This is a genomic window from Rhizobium sp. LARHSG275 (assembly GCF_052871115.1).
Window position 1 is genome coordinate 210,957 of record NZ_JBIXJN010000008.1, and the last position, 13,517, is coordinate 224,473.

A 13,517-nucleotide genomic window follows, 5' to 3' on the forward strand; every position below is an offset into this window, starting at 1 on the left:
GGTCAAGTCCATTGTTCGTGATGGCTCGTTCCTGGCCGGTGCCGGCAAGCTTATCCCGTGCAAAGCGCTTGCATCGTCGGTGGCGAAGCCCTACCTCAATCCTCGAGGCCCTGAAGGGCTGAATTCACCTCATGCGAAGGGAGAAAAACGCCATGACGACCGGAACGAACCGCATCATGGACGAATTCGCCAAGCTGATGACCGATGCGGCCGGTGCCGCCCAGGGCGTCCGCAAGGAGATCGAAACCGCCTTCAATGCCCAGGCCGAGCGTTGGCTGAACAGCATGGACATCGTCAAGCGCGAGGAGTTCGAGGCCGTGCGCGAGATGGCGATCAAGGCACGCGACGAGAACGAGGCGCTTGCCGCCCGCATCGCCGTGCTCGAGGCGAAACTTGCCGGCGAGGGCGCTTAAGTCCCGATACGACACAGATGCGGCGTTGCCTTCGTGCCACACGCCGCATCTTCCGTAAAAAAACCAGGTGAGTTTTCCACCTGTGGACACTGCCAAAAAAGCCAATTCGCAGAGTCGCTTATTCTCCCTTCTGAATTGAATTTCGAAGAGCCTTTCCACAGTGGCCGGTCCTATTTTCCGTTCGGGGGGCTGGCAGGGGGCAAGGGGCGCTATACACTGATTTTAAATGATGATTCGAAGCGACTTGGTAAGCTCCGGGCAGGTTATCTGCGTTAAGTCTGGCAGCGGTTCAACGATCATCCGAGTGGTGGTTCCGGTATTTTGCGTGTGTCTTTCTTGTGTTCGTACACGAAGTTAGGTCGCATTCGTTCCGGTCAAGAAGGTGCTGCATGAACCTGATGGAATTGGAAGTCGAGCGTCAGTCGAACCCGGTCGATATGATCGAGTACGTTGCCTCCAACAACGACTGGTCGTTCGAACGGTCCGGCGAGGACGAGATCGCGATGACGGTTGAGGGCCGCTGGACGGACTATCACATCTCCTTCTCCTGGATGGAGGAGTTCGAGGCGCTGCATCTTGGCTGCGCCTTCGATATCAAAGTTCCCGACATCAGGGTCAACGAGGTGGTCAAGCTGCTCTCGGCGATCAACGGGCAGGTGCTGATGGGTCATTTCGACCTCTGGCGTCAGGAAGATGTGGTCATTTTCCGCCAATCGCTGCTGCTTGCCGGCGGTGCCGAGCCTACCAATCGCCAGGTGGAGGTGCTGCTTTCCAGTGCGCTCGACACCTGTGAAGCCTATTTCCAGGCATTCCAGTTCGTCGTATGGTCCGGCATGGAAGCGACGAAGGCGATGGAAGCCGTGCTGTTTGAAACGGTCGGCGAGGCATAAGATGCCAACGACTCCTTTCTCCTCGACACATCCCGTCGTCCTGATCGGCGCCGGAAACATGGGTGGGGCGATGCTCTCCGGCTGGCTGAAAAGCGGCGTTCCGGGCTCGGCCGTCATTGTCGTCGATCCCGGCCCGTCGCCGGCGATGCTGGCGGCGATCAACGAGGCCGGCGCGACCCATCTGACTGCGCTTCCCATGGATTTGAAGGCAAGCGTGCTGTTCCTGGCGGTCAAGCCGCAGGTGATGGAAACTGTGCTACCCGCGGTGAAAAGTGCGGTCGGGTCGGGCACGGTCGTCGTCTCGGTCGCAGCCGGCAAGACGCTCGGTTTCCTCGAGAGACATCTCGGCAAGGCCGCCATGGTGCGCGCCATGCCGAACACGCCGGCCATGGTCGGGCGCGGCATCACCGGCGCCTTTGCCAATTCAGGGGTCAGCGATCAGCAGCGCAAACGCGTCCATTCTCTTCTGCGCGTCTCGGGCCCGGTCGAATGGGTGCCGGCGGAAGCCGATATCGATGCCGTGACGGCGCTTTCGGGCAGCGGTCCGGCCTACGTATTCCATCTCGTCGAATGTATGGCGGAGGCAGGCCGCAAACTCGGTCTGCAGGCGGACCTCGCCATGCGTCTCGCGCGGGAAACAGTCGCGGGGGCTGGTGAACTCATGCACCAGTCCCCCGACGACGCTTCGCGGCTGCGAGAGAACGTGACTTCTCCCGGCGGCACAACGGCGGCGGCGCTCGCCGTGCTGATGGCCGAGAATGGCATGCAGCCTCTGTTCGACGCAGCCCTTGCGGCGGCGCGCAAGCGGGCCGAGGAACTGGCCGGCTGACGGAGACCATATGGCAGAAGAGATCAACTACGCCGATTTCGAGCGGGTCGACATTCGTGTCGGCACGATCATCGAGGCCAGTCCCTTTCCGGAAGCGCGCAAGCCGGCAATCAAGCTGGTGATCGATTTCGGCCCGGAGATCGGCGTTAAAAAATCCTCGGCACAGATCACCGTGCATTATACGCCGGAAAGCCTGCTGGGCCGGCAAGTGCTCGGCGTCGTCAATTTCCCGCCGCGCCAGATCGGGCCGTTCCGCTCGGAAGTGCTGACGCTGGGATTCGAAGACGAGAACGGCGCGATCGTGCTTGCTGCGGTCGAACAGCCGGTGCCAAACGGCCGAAAGATGATGTGAGCGCGAGCTCACACTTAAAGCGCGTCGCGTCGAATCGGATTCATGCGATCCGCTTTAAGTCTTTATGCAAGTCGTTATCCCAAAACCGCTGCGCATTTTTGTCGACATGCATTAGATCAGGGTGATTTTAGGCCTGATCGGCCTAAAATCACCCAGATCTAAATCAAAGAAATAGAGCATGATGTCGTCCGAAAACCGCGCACACTTTTCGGCATCATGCTCTAGTTGTTCGGGGCTTCGCCCGATGCGCCGGCATCGGATCCTCCACGAGATCTGATTTCCTGCAGAAATGGATTGCTTCGCCGCTCGTCGCCGATGCGGCTGCCCGGGCCGTGGCCGCAAATGAATCCGACCTCATCGCCGAGCGGCAATACCTTGTCGCGGATCGAATCGAGAAGCTGCTGATGATCGCCGCCGGGCAGGTCGGTGCGACCGATCGAGCCGTTGAAGAGGACATCGCCGAGATGGGCGAAATTCTGCGCACGGTTGAAATAGATGACGTGGCCGGGGGCATGGCCGGGTGTGTGATAGACCTCGAATTCATGGGCGCCGAAAGAGATCTTGTCGCCATCCTTCAGCCAGCGGTCGGGCACGACGTTACGCAATCCTGATATACCGTATTTCGCGGCCTGGGTCTCGATCCGCTGCAGCAGCGGCAGGTCGTCCTGATGCGGGCCGACCACGTCGATGCCGAGAGCTTCCTTCAGTTCGCGGGCACCGCCGGCATGGTCGAGATGGCCGTGCGTCAGCCAGATTTCCTTGATGGTCAGGCCGTTCTGGGCAATCGCCTGCAGAATGAGCGGCACGTCGCCGCCGGGATCGACGACGACGCCTTCCTTGGTATCGGGATCGAAGAAGATCGTGCAATTCTGCTGGAAGGGTGTCACCGGAATGATGCCGGCCTGGAGCATGCCCATAAGTGCCTCGCTTGGTGTCTCTACTGCGTGGGGTATAGTCCGAAACCGTGGCAAGGGCAGCCGGAATCTTCCGCCATTGCGGTCCGCCTCACGGCAAAACGACGGACTGCAACAAGAATTTACGCCCCTCTCCGCCATCGTAATAGAGCGGAAAAATTGAATTTTGTTCAATTCTTCGAAGCACTTGGATGAAATCCCCCATAAGCCGCATTTCGCTCGGCGGAGCGCATGGGAACATCGTGGAACCCCGCGCGTTGTCAGCCCATCGAAACCAAGGAGACGCTCACATGACCTTGAAGAGAAACATTCTGTTGGCTGGAGCCGTGCTCCTGGCGAGCGGCGGTGTCGCGCAGGCTGAGATGATAGCGACGACGGTCAACGATCTCAACGTCCGCGCCGGTCCGGGTCCGCAATATCCGGCAGTCGGCCTTGCTACCCGCGGCTCGACAGCGGTCCTCGACGGCTGCATCGAAGGCAGCCGCTGGTGCCGTGTCGACGTCAACGGCATGCGCGGTTGGGTCTATGCCGATTATCTGCAGGTCGATCAAGGCGGCAGTCCTGTCATCGTCGAGCAGCACCGTGCCGAGATCGGCGTACCCAGCGTGACTTATGAGTCGACCGCGAGTGTCGTGCCGGCCGAGCCACAGCCGGCACCTGGCGACGAGTTGCTCGGCCCCGTCGGAGCGGTCGAGACCATCACCCCGCCGGAGACGGTCCGCACTTATATCGAAACCAATCCGGGCCAGACGGTGCAGCTCGGCGGCGATGTCGTCGTCGGCGCTGAGGTGCCTGACGATGTCACCTTCCAGACGATTCCCGATTACGAGTACCGCTATGTCAGGATCAACGATCGGCCGGTGCTGGTCGATCCCGATACACGCCGGATCGTCTACGTCTATCAATGACGTGATCGACAGAAACTGAGGCGAGGCGGACGTCGGACCGCCTCGTTCCGGGGCGCTTCTTCCTGCCTTAATCCCGCATCGGTTGATTTTTCTTAATGCTTTCCTCCAAAATATGATAAAATACTAATATGCTGAAGGTTCGGCATGAATCGGCGATCGGGGAGATCGCCAGAGGAGGAAATCATGGAAGCGCTACTTCCGCTCATCACGCAATTGATTGCCGGTGCAATCGGCGGCAATGCCGCGAGCGCCGCTTTGAAGCAGCAAGCGATCAATGTCGTCGCCCGGACGATCGCAGGCGCAATCGGCGGCGTCGCCGGCGGTATGCTGCTCAGCATGGTCGGCGGCGAAGCGGCCATGACCGGGCTGATCGCCGACGGCATCGGCGGCCTGATCGGCGGCGGCATTCTCTCGACGCTCGCCGGACTGGTCATGGCACGGGCGCATAGATAAAAGGCCCGACGGGTCGGTGCTACAGCGCCGCGCGTTTTTTGAGACGCGCAAAGGACGCTGTAGCACTTTAAATTGCTGCAAAATTCCAGCCTTAAATCGATTCCGATTTAAGGAATTATGCAGTAGCCGGACCGATTGCGTGACGGCCTTATTCGGCGGCGATCGCCGCCGGATAGGCTTCCTTCATGTCGTTGTTCATCGAGCATCATGGCATCGGCGTAGCCCTTGGCTTCGGCGGCGTGCTTGGAAATGGTGCAAATCATGTAGAGACCGGCAGCCTTGGAGGCGCAGGGCGCCGTCTTCGGATCGGGACGGTGATTCGGCGATATCGAGGCGAACGCCCTTCAGCTTTTCGGTCGGGTTGAAATAGCTGTTCCATTGCCCGATGGCGATGGCGACGTTGATGCGTGGATCTTGGCGTCTTTCCCGGGCGACGAACTCGCCGTTGAACCAGATTTCGCCGTCCAGCTGGTCGAAAGGAACTGAAGCCCTCCCTAAACTCCTCCGGTGCTTGAGCGCCATGCCTGTTGATTGTTGTCCCCATTACGTTTTATCCACAGACGCAAGGGGAAATCGCCTATTGCGTCGGAGTGCCGGACGGGCCTTGGTTTCCAGGAAAATGCGAGACCGTGCGGCGCTCGCGCAGAGTTCGGGAAAGTTAGCAGCGACGCAAATTTATCTCAGTAAAGATGACAGAGAGAAGGAAGTGCCGAGTGTCACGACAGACCGGCCCGAAAGCAAGCAAGCCAGAGCCGCTGGCCACGCCGATGGAAGATACGGGGATTATCGATTTCGAGATCATCGAGCTGTTCTTCTTCGCCTATCGCGATTTCGTTTCCGATCCTGACGCCATCCTCGAAAAGAGCGGCTTCGGCCGGGCGCACCATCGCGTCGTGCATTTCGTCAACCGCAACCCCGGCATGACGGTAGCCGATCTTCTCGATACCTTAAAGATCACCAAGCAGAGCCTCGCAAGGGTGCTGAAACAGCTGATCGATTCAGGCTATATTCGCCAGGTGGCCGGCCCCGAGGATCGGCGGCAGCGCAAGCTTTATCCGACGAAATCGGGACGAGAGCTGGCGCTTGCCCTTGCTGAGCCGCAATCGCGCCGCATTGAGCGGGCATTCGAAGGGGCTTCTGCGGAGGTGCGGGAGGGCGTAAAAGCTTTCCTCAGCGGAATGCGGGATAGACAGAGGGCGGATTGAATGGCGGTCAAGACAGGTATTTCCGACGATGCGGCGCATTTGCTGGTGGTCGATGACGACTCCCGCATCCGCGCGCTGCTCAATCGTTATCTCGCCGAGAACGGCTTCCGCGTTACTGTCGCCGCCGACGGCGCCGAGGCGCAGCGCAAGCTCACCGGTCTGGATTTCGACCTCATCATCATGGACGTGATGATGCCCGGCGAATCCGGAATCGATGTCACCCGCGGGCTTCGCGCCATCAAGAACGTCCCGATCATCATGCTGACGGCGCTGGCGGAATCGGGCAACCGCATCGAAGGCCTCGAAGCCGGCGCCGACGACTATCTCTCCAAACCCTTCGATCCGCGCGAGCTGGTGCTGCGCATCAACAATATCCTGCGCCGCAACGCCAACGGCGAGGGGCTGAAGATCGAACAGGTTATGTTTGGGCCTTACACTTTCTCCTTGACCCGCAAGGAGCTGAAGAAAGCCAGCGAGGTGATCCGGCTCACCGACCGCGAGCAGGAGATCATGCTGCTCTTTGCACGGCGTGCCGGCGACACGATCCCCCGCCATGAACTGATCGGCAACGACACCGAAGTCGGCGAACGGACGATCGACGTGCAGATCAACCGGCTGCGGCGTAAGATCGAGGATGATCCCGCCAATCCCGTCTGGCTGCAGACCGTGCGCGGTATCGGATACAGGCTGAGCATCGACTAACTCAAGGTTCGGGACCGGCGCTGATGGTGACGATCGACAGCTTGCGGCGGGAAGACCGCACTTCTGCGCCGGGCTGGCGCTGGGTCGTCCGCTGGCTGCGCCGCCGGCTGCCGACCGGACTTTACGCGCGCTCGTTGCTGATCATCATCATTCCGATGGTGCTCTTGCAATCCGTCGTCGCCGCCGTCTTCATGGAGCGCCACTGGCAAATGGTGACGGAGCGGCTGTCGCTTGCCGTCACCCGTGACATCGCCGCGATCATCGAGATCATCGAGACCTATCCGCAAAATTCGGATTATAGCGAGATCATCCGTATCGCCCGCGACCAGCTCAGCCTGCAGATCTCGATCGAGCCGGACGGCGACCTGCCGCCACCGCGCGTCAAGCCGTTCTTCTCGATCCTCGACGGCATCCTCAGCGACGAGATCACCGACGAGATTCACCGGCCCTTCTGGATCGACACGGTCGGCAACTCGAACCTCGTCGAGATCCGCATCAAACTCGACAACAAGATCCTGCGGGTGCTGACCAAGCGCAGCCAGACCTATGCGTCGAACACCCATATCTTCATCGTCTGGATGGTCGGCACCTCACTGGTGCTGATCGGCATCTCGATCCTCTTCCTGCGCGGGCAGATCCGGCCGATCCTCACCTTGGCGCGAGCGGCTGAAAGTTTCGGCAAGGGGCAGAAGCCTGATGATTTCTATCCGCGCGGCGCCGACGAGGTCAGGCGTGCCGGTCTTGCATTCATCCTGATGCGCGAGCGAATCGAACGGCAGATCGAGCAGCGCACCGCGATGCTCTCCGGTGTCAGCCATGATCTGCGCACCATCCTCACCCGCTTCAAACTGCAATTGGCGCTCGCCGGCGACAATCCCGACCTGCATGGTCTGAATGACGACGTCAACGACATGCAGACCATGCTGGAAGCCTATATGGCCTTTGCGCGCGGCGAGGTCGAAGAGGATGTCGGCGAACTCAAACTCAGCGAGATCTTTGCGAAGCTGGAATCCGATTTCGCCCTGCATGGTAAAAAATTCAGCTATTCCATCGAAGGCGATGACGACATATCCGTCCGGCCGAACGCCTTCATGCGTCTCGTCACCAACCTGGCCTCGAACGCGCGTCGTTACGCGGATAGGCTCGACATCGAGGCCAAGCATAATGCCAAATGGCTGACCGTCATCTTCGACGATGACGGGCCGGGCATTCCGGAAAAGAATCGCGAGGACGTGTTCAAGCCATTCTTCCGGCTGGATACGGCGCGCAATCTCGATGCGTCGGGCACCGGCCTCGGCCTTGCGATCGCCCGAGACATCGCCCGCAGCCATGGCGGCAACGTCACGCTCGGCGACAGCCCGCTCGGTGGACTGAGGGCAACGGTCCGCATTCCGGCCTAAACATGTCGCGCAAAACTGTGCAGCGGTTTGAAAGATCGCGACGCGCTTCAGGCACGGGCCGCCGTCAGCTTCACGGCTTTGCGTGCATCGAAATCGTCCAGGTGTTCGACGATCCAGCGCCAGAGCGCGGCGACTTGCATGAGAAGGTCGCGTCCGAGCGGCGTCAACTCATATTCGACGCGCGGCGGCACTTCGGGATAGAGTGTGCGGATGATGAGGCCATCTCTTTCGAGGGTGCGCAGCGTCTGCGTCAGCACTTTCTGGCTGATGCCCTCGACCCTCTCCATAAGGCGCGAGAAGCGCAGGGGTGCGCCGGCATCGGAGAGCACATGCAGGATGCGCAGCGGCCATTTCGCCGCCGCCCGTTCGATCAGTTCGCGGGCCCGCGCATCCTGCTCGTCGGTCATGCTGCTGCAGAAATCGAACATGTCGCTGCTCACGTCAGTTACCTCAAGGTGTGTATAGATCGTATGGGTACCTTCTTTCAATCGGATACAGTAGACCATACATGGGCCGGGAACCACAGAAGGAGGGTTTCCGATGCCCAGGGTCTGGTTGATAACAGGGAGTTCGCGCGGTCTCGGCCGGGCGCTGGCGGAGGCGGTTCTGGCCTCCGGCGACAATCTGGTGGCGACGGCGCGCGATCCCGGCCAGCTTGCCGATCTTTACGAGCAGTATGGCGATCAGGTGCTGACGCTGGCGCTTGACGTGACTGACGATGCGGCGGCAGCGGCGGCAATCGAGGCGAGTGTGAAGCGGTTCGGGCGCATCGACGTGCTTGTCAACAATGCCGGCTACGGCAATGTGGGCTCGATCGAGGATACTAGCCTTGCCGATTTTCGCGCCCAGATCGAGACCAACCTGTTCGGCACGATCATCATGACCAAGGCAGTTATCGCCCTGATGCGCGGGCAGGGAGCGGGGCACATCATCCAGTTCTCATCCGTCGGCGGCCGGATCGGACCTGCCGGGCGCGGCGCCTATTCGGCGGCGAAATTCGGTGTTGAGGGCTTTTCCGAGGTGCTGGCGAAGGAGGTAGCGCCATTCGGGATCAAGGTGACGGTGATCGAGCCCGGCGGCTTCAGGACCGATTTCGCCGGCTCCTCGACGGTGCTTGCCGAAGGGCGGCAGGACTATGCAGAGACGGTCGGCGTTACGGCGCGCTTCCAGCATGCGTACAACGGCCGCCAACCCGGCGATCCCGCCAAAGCGGCTGCGGTCGTCATCCACATTGCCGGTCTCGACGAGCCGCCGCTCAGGCTGCTGCTCGGCAGCGATGCCGTGCGCAATGTCGAGAAAGCGGATGCGGCGCGTATCGAGGCCGATCGTGAATGGCGCGCCGTCAGCGTCTCGACCGATTTTGAGCCGGATGCCGAGGCAGGACCGATGCCTTGGGAAAAGGAGGCCGGTTGACGAGGCAAAAAACAAAAGCGCCGCTGAGAAGCGGCGCTTTGTAGCAGGGATTGTCGTGCAATCAGCCGGCGGTGCAGAAGTGGCTGCGGCCGTCATTGCCGATATAGGTGCCACTGCGCGGATCAAAGGAGCGGTAGCGGTAAGAGCAGTAGCGCTCCCATTGCGGCGACCAGGGTTCTACCGCCGTGCGAACCGGCGCATAGTATCGCGGCTGCTCGACATATTGCGGCTGCTCGACATAAACACGACGCGGGGCGCGATAGACCGGAGCGGGCTCGTAGTAATCAGGCTCATAGGCCGGATCGATGTAGCGGCGCTCTTCGTAAGCCGGACCGTTATTGGCATTGGCGATGGCAGAGCCGACGATCAGGCCGGTGGCCAGCCCAACGGCGCCGCCGACCCACGCATCGTTGTTGCCGTGATGATTATCGTGGCGCCAGTGGCGGTCACCGGCCGACGCTTCACCAATGGCGGAAAGCGTGAGTGCAGCAGCGGTTGCCGTCAGCAGAAGGGTCTTGGCGAGCCTGTTCATAAGTGTAAATCCTAATCCCGGGAACCGAAAGCCGGTCCCTTTCTCGATGGTCACAGTCGTACAGATTTGTAGCTGAACGAAGGCTGAACGACAAAACCCGGCATTGCTGCCGGGCTTCAACTCGAACTCGCCAGCCTTGTTAAGGGTTCAGCCCGCAATCTGCAGATTGACGGCCTTCGGGCCCTTGCCGCGGCGATCCGGCTCCGTGTCGAAGCTTACCTTCTGGTTTTCCGTCAGACCGGCCAGGCCAGAGGCCTGAACGGCAGAAATGTGAACGAAGATATCAGCGCCGCCCCGGTCCGGCTTGATGAAGCCGAAGCCTTTGTCGGTATTGAAGAATTTTACAGTGCCAGTCTCTGCCATGCGTCAGGTCCTTTTCTCTCTGCCCGCCATCCACACGGGCAGCATCATAGCATTGCCCCCTTGCGGGAGGTGTTGGCAGGCAATTCTTGAAATTTGAGAAAAAGGTCCCCTCTACCTCGGCCTGTTCCAGGTAGGAGTTTCTCCCGCCATTTTCGGAACCGGCTGACCGGAATATTAGCGTTCCCGGCGCGCAAATACTTAAGGACTTCCCATGCTCGCAAAATGCCCGAACGCGCTGAGAGTGCTGCGTTTAAAGGATTTTGGCAAGCAAAAGTTTTTTAACGTGTCGTTCCGGGCACACCCCTGTCGATCTCCAATTTGCGCAAAAACGCAAAATTTCCTTCGTCGACAGGGAATGATTAACGTTTTATATCGTCGGCAATATAAGTTCCGAGCAGATTTTCCCAAAAATGCAACGCCAACGCGTCTCCCGCATCGGATAATTTTTTTTCCGATGGGTGACTCGCCCATATCTGGACGGGTGATCACGCGGCTGGCAGGCGCCGCCGGGTGAACCCGGGCACAAGCTCGACCACAAGCATAGCGATAAACATTAGCGCGCAACCTGCATAACCTGTTGCCGGCATCGTTTCGCCGAGCAGCAGGGCTGCAAGTGAGGCACCGAAGAGCGCTTCGGAAGAAAGAAAGATCGCTGCCTGCGAGGGCGTCGTGTAGCGCTGGCCGATCACCTGCAGCACGAAAGCCACGCCGGAGGAGAAGATACCGACATAAAGGATCTCCGGCGCCGCGGCCTGTATCGCCGAAAGGCTGACCGGTTCGACGGCTGCGGCAACGGCCAGCGCACAGACGGCGGTGACGGCGAATTGCACGGCGGAGAGCGCGAGCGGCCTTCCGGTCTCCGAAACGGTCGTGCCGGCAAGGGTGATCTGGATCGCCCAGAAGACGGCGCAGACGACGGTCAGCAGATCGCCGGGCGCCATCGCCGAGAGATGGCCGCCGGACAGAAGGTAGATGCCGGTGATCGCGATCAGCGCGCCCGGCCAGATGATCCAATGCGGAGCACGGCGCAGGAAGAACACGGCGATCAGCGGCACGAAAACGACGTAGAGGCCGGTGATGAAGCTGGAATTCGTCACCGTCGTCGTCTGCAGTCCGACCTGCTGCGTGGCTGCACCGCCGAAAAGGGCAAGGCCGATCAGGATGTAGAGCTTGGCATGGCGCGCGCTTGTCTTCTCCGTTGCCTTGCGCGCTTCGAAAAGGACAAAAGGCAGCACGGCCAGGGTGGCGACGGCAAAGCGCAGGCCGATGAACCAGAAGGGGCCGATCGCCTTCATCGCCGTCGACTGCGCGACGAAGCCGCCGCCCCAGATGGCGGCTGCAAGCAATAGGAGGAGGTTCGCCTGAACGCGCGTCATGTCGTCCTCAATGGGGAAGGGAGATGTGCCCAAGCGGTTAGCAGTTGCGTTTCCTTGCGGCAAGGGTGAAGACTTCGTGTCGGTTGACGGAGATGAATGCATGCGACACGAGGAACGGAAGCCGGCCGGCGATGCGGCGGCGCCTAGTACGGCAGGTTATTCCGGCACGCCGCTTGTCAGGAAACTCGGCCTTGCACACGGGCAGACCGCCGCTCTTCTCGGCATTCCGGAAACGATCGGTGACATCTATGGCTTCGACGGTTTTGCTTCGGTCGTCCGCGTGCTTCCCGAGACGCCTCAGCGTGCGTTTGACTATGTGCATCTGTTTACGACCGAACGGCCGGCGCTGGAGGCTGTTGCGCCAGCGCTTTTCCGTGTCTTGAGGCGGGACGGCATGGTCTGGATATCCTGGCCGAAGAAGAGTTCACGCGTGCCGACTGACATCACGGAGGACGTAGTGCGGGCGGTTCTGCTCCCAACCGGTCTGGTCGACGTCAAGGTCTGCGCCGTCGACGAGATCTGGTCCGGGCTGAAGTTCGTCATCCGCAAGGAGCTGCGCGGCGCGTTGTGATCGCTCAGCCGTTACGGGCTTGCGCTCTTGAGACCCTGAGCAGCGCGCCGTTATCCTCGTCCGTCACCATCAGCAGCGCACCGTCGGGTGCGATGACAACGTCGCGGATGCGGCCGTATTCGCCCTCGAACAGGCGCTCTTCGGCAACAAAGGCGCCGCTATCGTCACGCTGCATGCGCGAGAGCAGCTGGAACTTCAGCGCCGCGACGAGGAAATTGCCGTCCCATTCCGGGAACATGGCGCCGCGATAGACGGCGAGCGCGCCGGGCGCAATTGAAGGATCCCAATAATGCAGCGGCTGTTCCAGCCCTTCCTTGGCGGTGCCTTCGCCGATTTCGGCGCCCGAATAGTCGCGGCCATAGGTGATGATCGGCCAGCCGTAATTCTTGCCGGCCTCGGGCTGGTTGATCTCGTCGCCGCCGCGCGCGCCGTGCTCTGCGGTATAGAGCTTGCCATCCTTGGCGTCGAAGGTGATGCCCTGCGGGTTGCGGTGGCCTTTCGACCAGATTTCCGGCAGCGCCTTGCCGCCGTCTTTGAACGGATTATCGGCAGGGATGCTGCCGTCGGCATTGATGTGGATGATCGAGCCGGCATCGTCTTGCCAGTCTTGCGAGCGGTCGCGGTCGCCACGGTCGCCGACGCTGATGAACAGCGAACCGTCGCGGGCAATCGCGATGCGCGAACCGTACTGGATGTTGCCTGGCGTGAAGCGCCGCATGGTGAAAACAGGCGTCACGGCATGGAGCGTCTTTTCGTCAGTTGAAAGCGTGGCGCTGAAGGCCTCGGTGCCGGAGCCCTGGCTGTTGGCGATGGCGGCGGTGAAATAGAGTTTTCTGGATGTCGCAAAGTCCGGAGCGAGCGCCACATCCATCAGGCCTCCCTGACCACGGGCGCTGACCTTGGGCACGCCGCCGATCGGGCCTGAAACCTTGCCGTCGCGGACGATGCGCATGCGGCCAGGCCGCTCGGTCACGAGATAGGCCCCGTCGGGCAAGACCTCGACCGCCCAGGGATGTTCGAGGTGGTCGGCGAGCTTGTCGATCCGCACTGCGAGATCCTGCGTCTTGATGGTGTCGGCTGCATCCGCCGATACGGTGCCGAACAGGACCAGCGCTGTGGCGAAATGGAGGGCGGATATTCTCTTCATCTTGCTTCCCTGTGGTCTCTCCAGGCTGAACGTGGAGCGGGCAGGGGAT

At 60.7% G+C, this 13,517-nt stretch carries 17 protein-coding genes and 1 pseudogene; 11 read left to right on the forward strand and 7 right to left on the reverse strand.

The window, feature by feature from the left end; all coding sequences use genetic code 11:
• The first annotated feature begins 152 nt into the window (after positions 1-152).
• The 4 genes from ACIPSK_RS13105 (at position 153) to ACIPSK_RS13120 (ending at position 2,484) form a co-directional block, all read left to right on the forward strand.
• Positions 153-413 carry an accessory factor UbiK family protein gene (locus ACIPSK_RS13105; protein ID WP_003561307.1) on the forward strand — a complete coding sequence of 87 codons (261 nt, stop codon included), beginning with the start codon at positions 153-155 and terminating at the stop codon, positions 411-413.
• A gap of 389 nt (positions 414-802) precedes the next feature.
• Positions 803-1,303, forward strand: a complete 501-nt coding sequence (locus ACIPSK_RS13110) for a YbjN domain-containing protein (RefSeq protein ID WP_017965314.1) — start codon at positions 803-805, stop codon at positions 1,301-1,303.
• Position 1,304: 1 nt separating this feature from the next.
• The gene (gene proC / locus ACIPSK_RS13115) at positions 1,305-2,132 is read left to right on the forward strand and encodes a pyrroline-5-carboxylate reductase (protein WP_162116533.1); all 828 of its coding nucleotides are present in this window, start codon (positions 1,305-1,307) and stop codon (positions 2,130-2,132) included.
• A 10-nt stretch (positions 2,133-2,142) separates the two neighbouring features.
• Positions 2,143-2,484, forward strand: coding sequence for a tRNA-binding protein (locus ACIPSK_RS13120; protein ID WP_130744750.1), 342 nt, complete (start codon positions 2,143-2,145; stop codon positions 2,482-2,484).
• Between the two features lie 221 nt (positions 2,485-2,705).
• On the opposite strand, the gene ACIPSK_RS13125 is transcribed toward ACIPSK_RS13120, so the two are convergent.
• On the reverse strand, positions 2,706-3,401 hold the full coding sequence (locus ACIPSK_RS13125; RefSeq protein WP_162116534.1) for an MBL fold metallo-hydrolase: 696 nt from the start codon (positions 3,399-3,401) through the stop codon (positions 2,706-2,708).
• 287 nt (positions 3,402-3,688) lie between these two features.
• Between ACIPSK_RS13125 and ACIPSK_RS13130 the strand changes: the two genes are divergently transcribed.
• Together ACIPSK_RS13130 and ACIPSK_RS13135 are read left to right on the forward strand one after the other, a co-directional pair.
• Entirely contained in the window at positions 3,689-4,306 is a 618-nt protein-coding gene (locus ACIPSK_RS13130; protein WP_162116535.1) for a DUF1236 domain-containing protein, read from the forward strand.
• A 183-nt stretch (positions 4,307-4,489) separates the two neighbouring features.
• The gene (locus ACIPSK_RS13135; protein WP_003541697.1) at positions 4,490-4,759 is read left to right on the forward strand and encodes a hypothetical protein; all 270 of its coding nucleotides are present in this window, start codon (positions 4,490-4,492) and stop codon (positions 4,757-4,759) included.
• 161 nt (positions 4,760-4,920) lie between these two features.
• Here ACIPSK_RS13135 and ACIPSK_RS13140 read toward each other — a convergent pair.
• Positions 4,921-5,176 (reverse strand): annotated as a pseudogene (locus tag ACIPSK_RS13140) (branched-chain amino acid aminotransferase); the annotation flags it as partial.
• A gap of 296 nt (positions 5,177-5,472) precedes the next feature.
• On the opposite strand from ACIPSK_RS13140, the gene ACIPSK_RS13145 reads away from it, so the two are divergent.
• The 3 genes from ACIPSK_RS13145 to ACIPSK_RS13155 are packed head-to-tail and all read left to right on the forward strand — an operon-like array spanning position 5,473 to position 8,066.
• Complete coding sequence (locus ACIPSK_RS13145; RefSeq protein ID WP_064247790.1) at positions 5,473-5,964, forward strand: MarR family winged helix-turn-helix transcriptional regulator; 492 nt, start codon at positions 5,473-5,475, stop codon at positions 5,962-5,964.
• Positions 5,965-6,666 (forward strand): response regulator, encoded by a 702-nt coding sequence (locus ACIPSK_RS13150; RefSeq protein ID WP_162116536.1) that lies wholly within the window; start codon positions 5,965-5,967, stop codon positions 6,664-6,666.
• 23 nt (positions 6,667-6,689) lie between these two features.
• The gene (locus ACIPSK_RS13155; RefSeq protein WP_017965306.1) at positions 6,690-8,066 is read left to right on the forward strand and encodes an ATP-binding protein; all 1,377 of its coding nucleotides are present in this window, start codon (positions 6,690-6,692) and stop codon (positions 8,064-8,066) included.
• 47 nt (positions 8,067-8,113) lie between these two features.
• Here the strand turns inward: ACIPSK_RS13155 and ACIPSK_RS13160 are convergent, their stop codons facing one another.
• Entirely contained in the window at positions 8,114-8,572 is a 459-nt protein-coding gene (locus ACIPSK_RS13160; protein WP_210254172.1) for a winged helix-turn-helix transcriptional regulator, read from the reverse strand.
• 34 nt (positions 8,573-8,606) lie between these two features.
• Here ACIPSK_RS13160 and ACIPSK_RS13165 point away from each other — a divergent pair, with 34 nt between their 5' ends.
• Positions 8,607-9,479, forward strand: coding sequence for an oxidoreductase (locus ACIPSK_RS13165; RefSeq protein WP_162116537.1), 873 nt, complete (start codon positions 8,607-8,609; stop codon positions 9,477-9,479).
• A 61-nt stretch (positions 9,480-9,540) separates the two neighbouring features.
• Here the strand turns inward: ACIPSK_RS13165 and ACIPSK_RS13170 are convergent, their stop codons facing one another.
• The 3 genes from ACIPSK_RS13170 to ACIPSK_RS13180 form a co-directional block, all read right to left on the reverse strand.
• Positions 9,541-10,011, reverse strand: coding sequence for a BA14K family protein (locus ACIPSK_RS13170; protein ID WP_162116538.1), 471 nt, complete (start codon positions 10,009-10,011; stop codon positions 9,541-9,543).
• 147 nt (positions 10,012-10,158) lie between these two features.
• Entirely contained in the window at positions 10,159-10,374 is a 216-nt protein-coding gene (locus tag ACIPSK_RS13175) for a cold-shock protein (protein WP_003561293.1), read from the reverse strand.
• A 485-nt stretch (positions 10,375-10,859) separates the two neighbouring features.
• A complete protein-coding gene (locus ACIPSK_RS13180) occupies positions 10,860-11,750 on the reverse strand; it encodes a DMT family transporter (protein ID WP_162116539.1) in 891 nt (296 codons plus the stop codon).
• Positions 11,751-11,850: 100 nt separating this feature from the next.
• Here ACIPSK_RS13180 and ACIPSK_RS13185 point away from each other — a divergent pair, with 100 nt between their 5' ends.
• A complete protein-coding gene (locus tag ACIPSK_RS13185) occupies positions 11,851-12,321 on the forward strand; it encodes a DUF3052 domain-containing protein (RefSeq protein WP_162116540.1) in 471 nt (156 codons plus the stop codon).
• 4 nt (positions 12,322-12,325) lie between these two features.
• On the opposite strand, the gene ACIPSK_RS13190 is transcribed toward ACIPSK_RS13185, so the two are convergent.
• Complete coding sequence (locus tag ACIPSK_RS13190) at positions 12,326-13,468, reverse strand: PQQ-dependent sugar dehydrogenase (RefSeq protein ID WP_162116541.1); 1,143 nt, start codon at positions 13,466-13,468, stop codon at positions 12,326-12,328.
• Positions 13,469-13,517: the final 49 nt, after the last annotated feature.

What these genes read in the sequence shown, in the direction of transcription:
- ACIPSK_RS13110 (WP_017965314.1), top strand. Translation starts at nt 803, where the DNA reads ATGAACCTGATGGAATTGGAAGTCGAGCGTCAGTCGAACCCGGTCGAT.
- ACIPSK_RS13160 (WP_210254172.1), bottom strand. Translation starts at nt 8,572, where the DNA reads ATGGTCTACTGTATCCGATTGAAAGAAGGTACCCATACGATCTATACA.
- ACIPSK_RS13125 (WP_162116534.1), bottom strand. Translation starts at nt 3,401, where the DNA reads ATGGGCATGCTCCAGGCCGGCATCATTCCGGTGACACCCTTCCAGCAG.
- ACIPSK_RS13130 (WP_162116535.1), top strand. Translation starts at nt 3,689, where the DNA reads ATGACCTTGAAGAGAAACATTCTGTTGGCTGGAGCCGTGCTCCTGGCG.
- ACIPSK_RS13170 (WP_162116538.1), bottom strand. Translation starts at nt 10,011, where the DNA reads ATGAACAGGCTCGCCAAGACCCTTCTGCTGACGGCAACCGCTGCTGCA.
- ACIPSK_RS13180 (WP_162116539.1), bottom strand. Translation starts at nt 11,750, where the DNA reads ATGACGCGCGTTCAGGCGAACCTCCTCCTATTGCTTGCAGCCGCCATC.
- ACIPSK_RS13175 (WP_003561293.1), bottom strand. Translation starts at nt 10,374, where the DNA reads ATGGCAGAGACTGGCACTGTAAAATTCTTCAATACCGACAAAGGCTTC.
- ACIPSK_RS13165 (WP_162116537.1), top strand. Translation starts at nt 8,607, where the DNA reads ATGCCCAGGGTCTGGTTGATAACAGGGAGTTCGCGCGGTCTCGGCCGG.
- ACIPSK_RS13190 (WP_162116541.1), bottom strand. Translation starts at nt 13,468, where the DNA reads ATGAAGAGAATATCCGCCCTCCATTTCGCCACAGCGCTGGTCCTGTTC.
- ACIPSK_RS13135 (WP_003541697.1), top strand. Translation starts at nt 4,490, where the DNA reads ATGGAAGCGCTACTTCCGCTCATCACGCAATTGATTGCCGGTGCAATC.
- ACIPSK_RS13105 (WP_003561307.1), top strand. Translation starts at nt 153, where the DNA reads ATGACGACCGGAACGAACCGCATCATGGACGAATTCGCCAAGCTGATG.
- ACIPSK_RS13120 (WP_130744750.1), top strand. Translation starts at nt 2,143, where the DNA reads ATGGCAGAAGAGATCAACTACGCCGATTTCGAGCGGGTCGACATTCGT.
- ACIPSK_RS13150 (WP_162116536.1), top strand. Translation starts at nt 5,965, where the DNA reads ATGGCGGTCAAGACAGGTATTTCCGACGATGCGGCGCATTTGCTGGTG.
- ACIPSK_RS13185 (WP_162116540.1), top strand. Translation starts at nt 11,851, where the DNA reads ATGCGACACGAGGAACGGAAGCCGGCCGGCGATGCGGCGGCGCCTAGT.
- proC (WP_162116533.1), top strand. Translation starts at nt 1,305, where the DNA reads ATGCCAACGACTCCTTTCTCCTCGACACATCCCGTCGTCCTGATCGGC.
- ACIPSK_RS13155 (WP_017965306.1), top strand. Translation starts at nt 6,690, where the DNA reads ATGGTGACGATCGACAGCTTGCGGCGGGAAGACCGCACTTCTGCGCCG.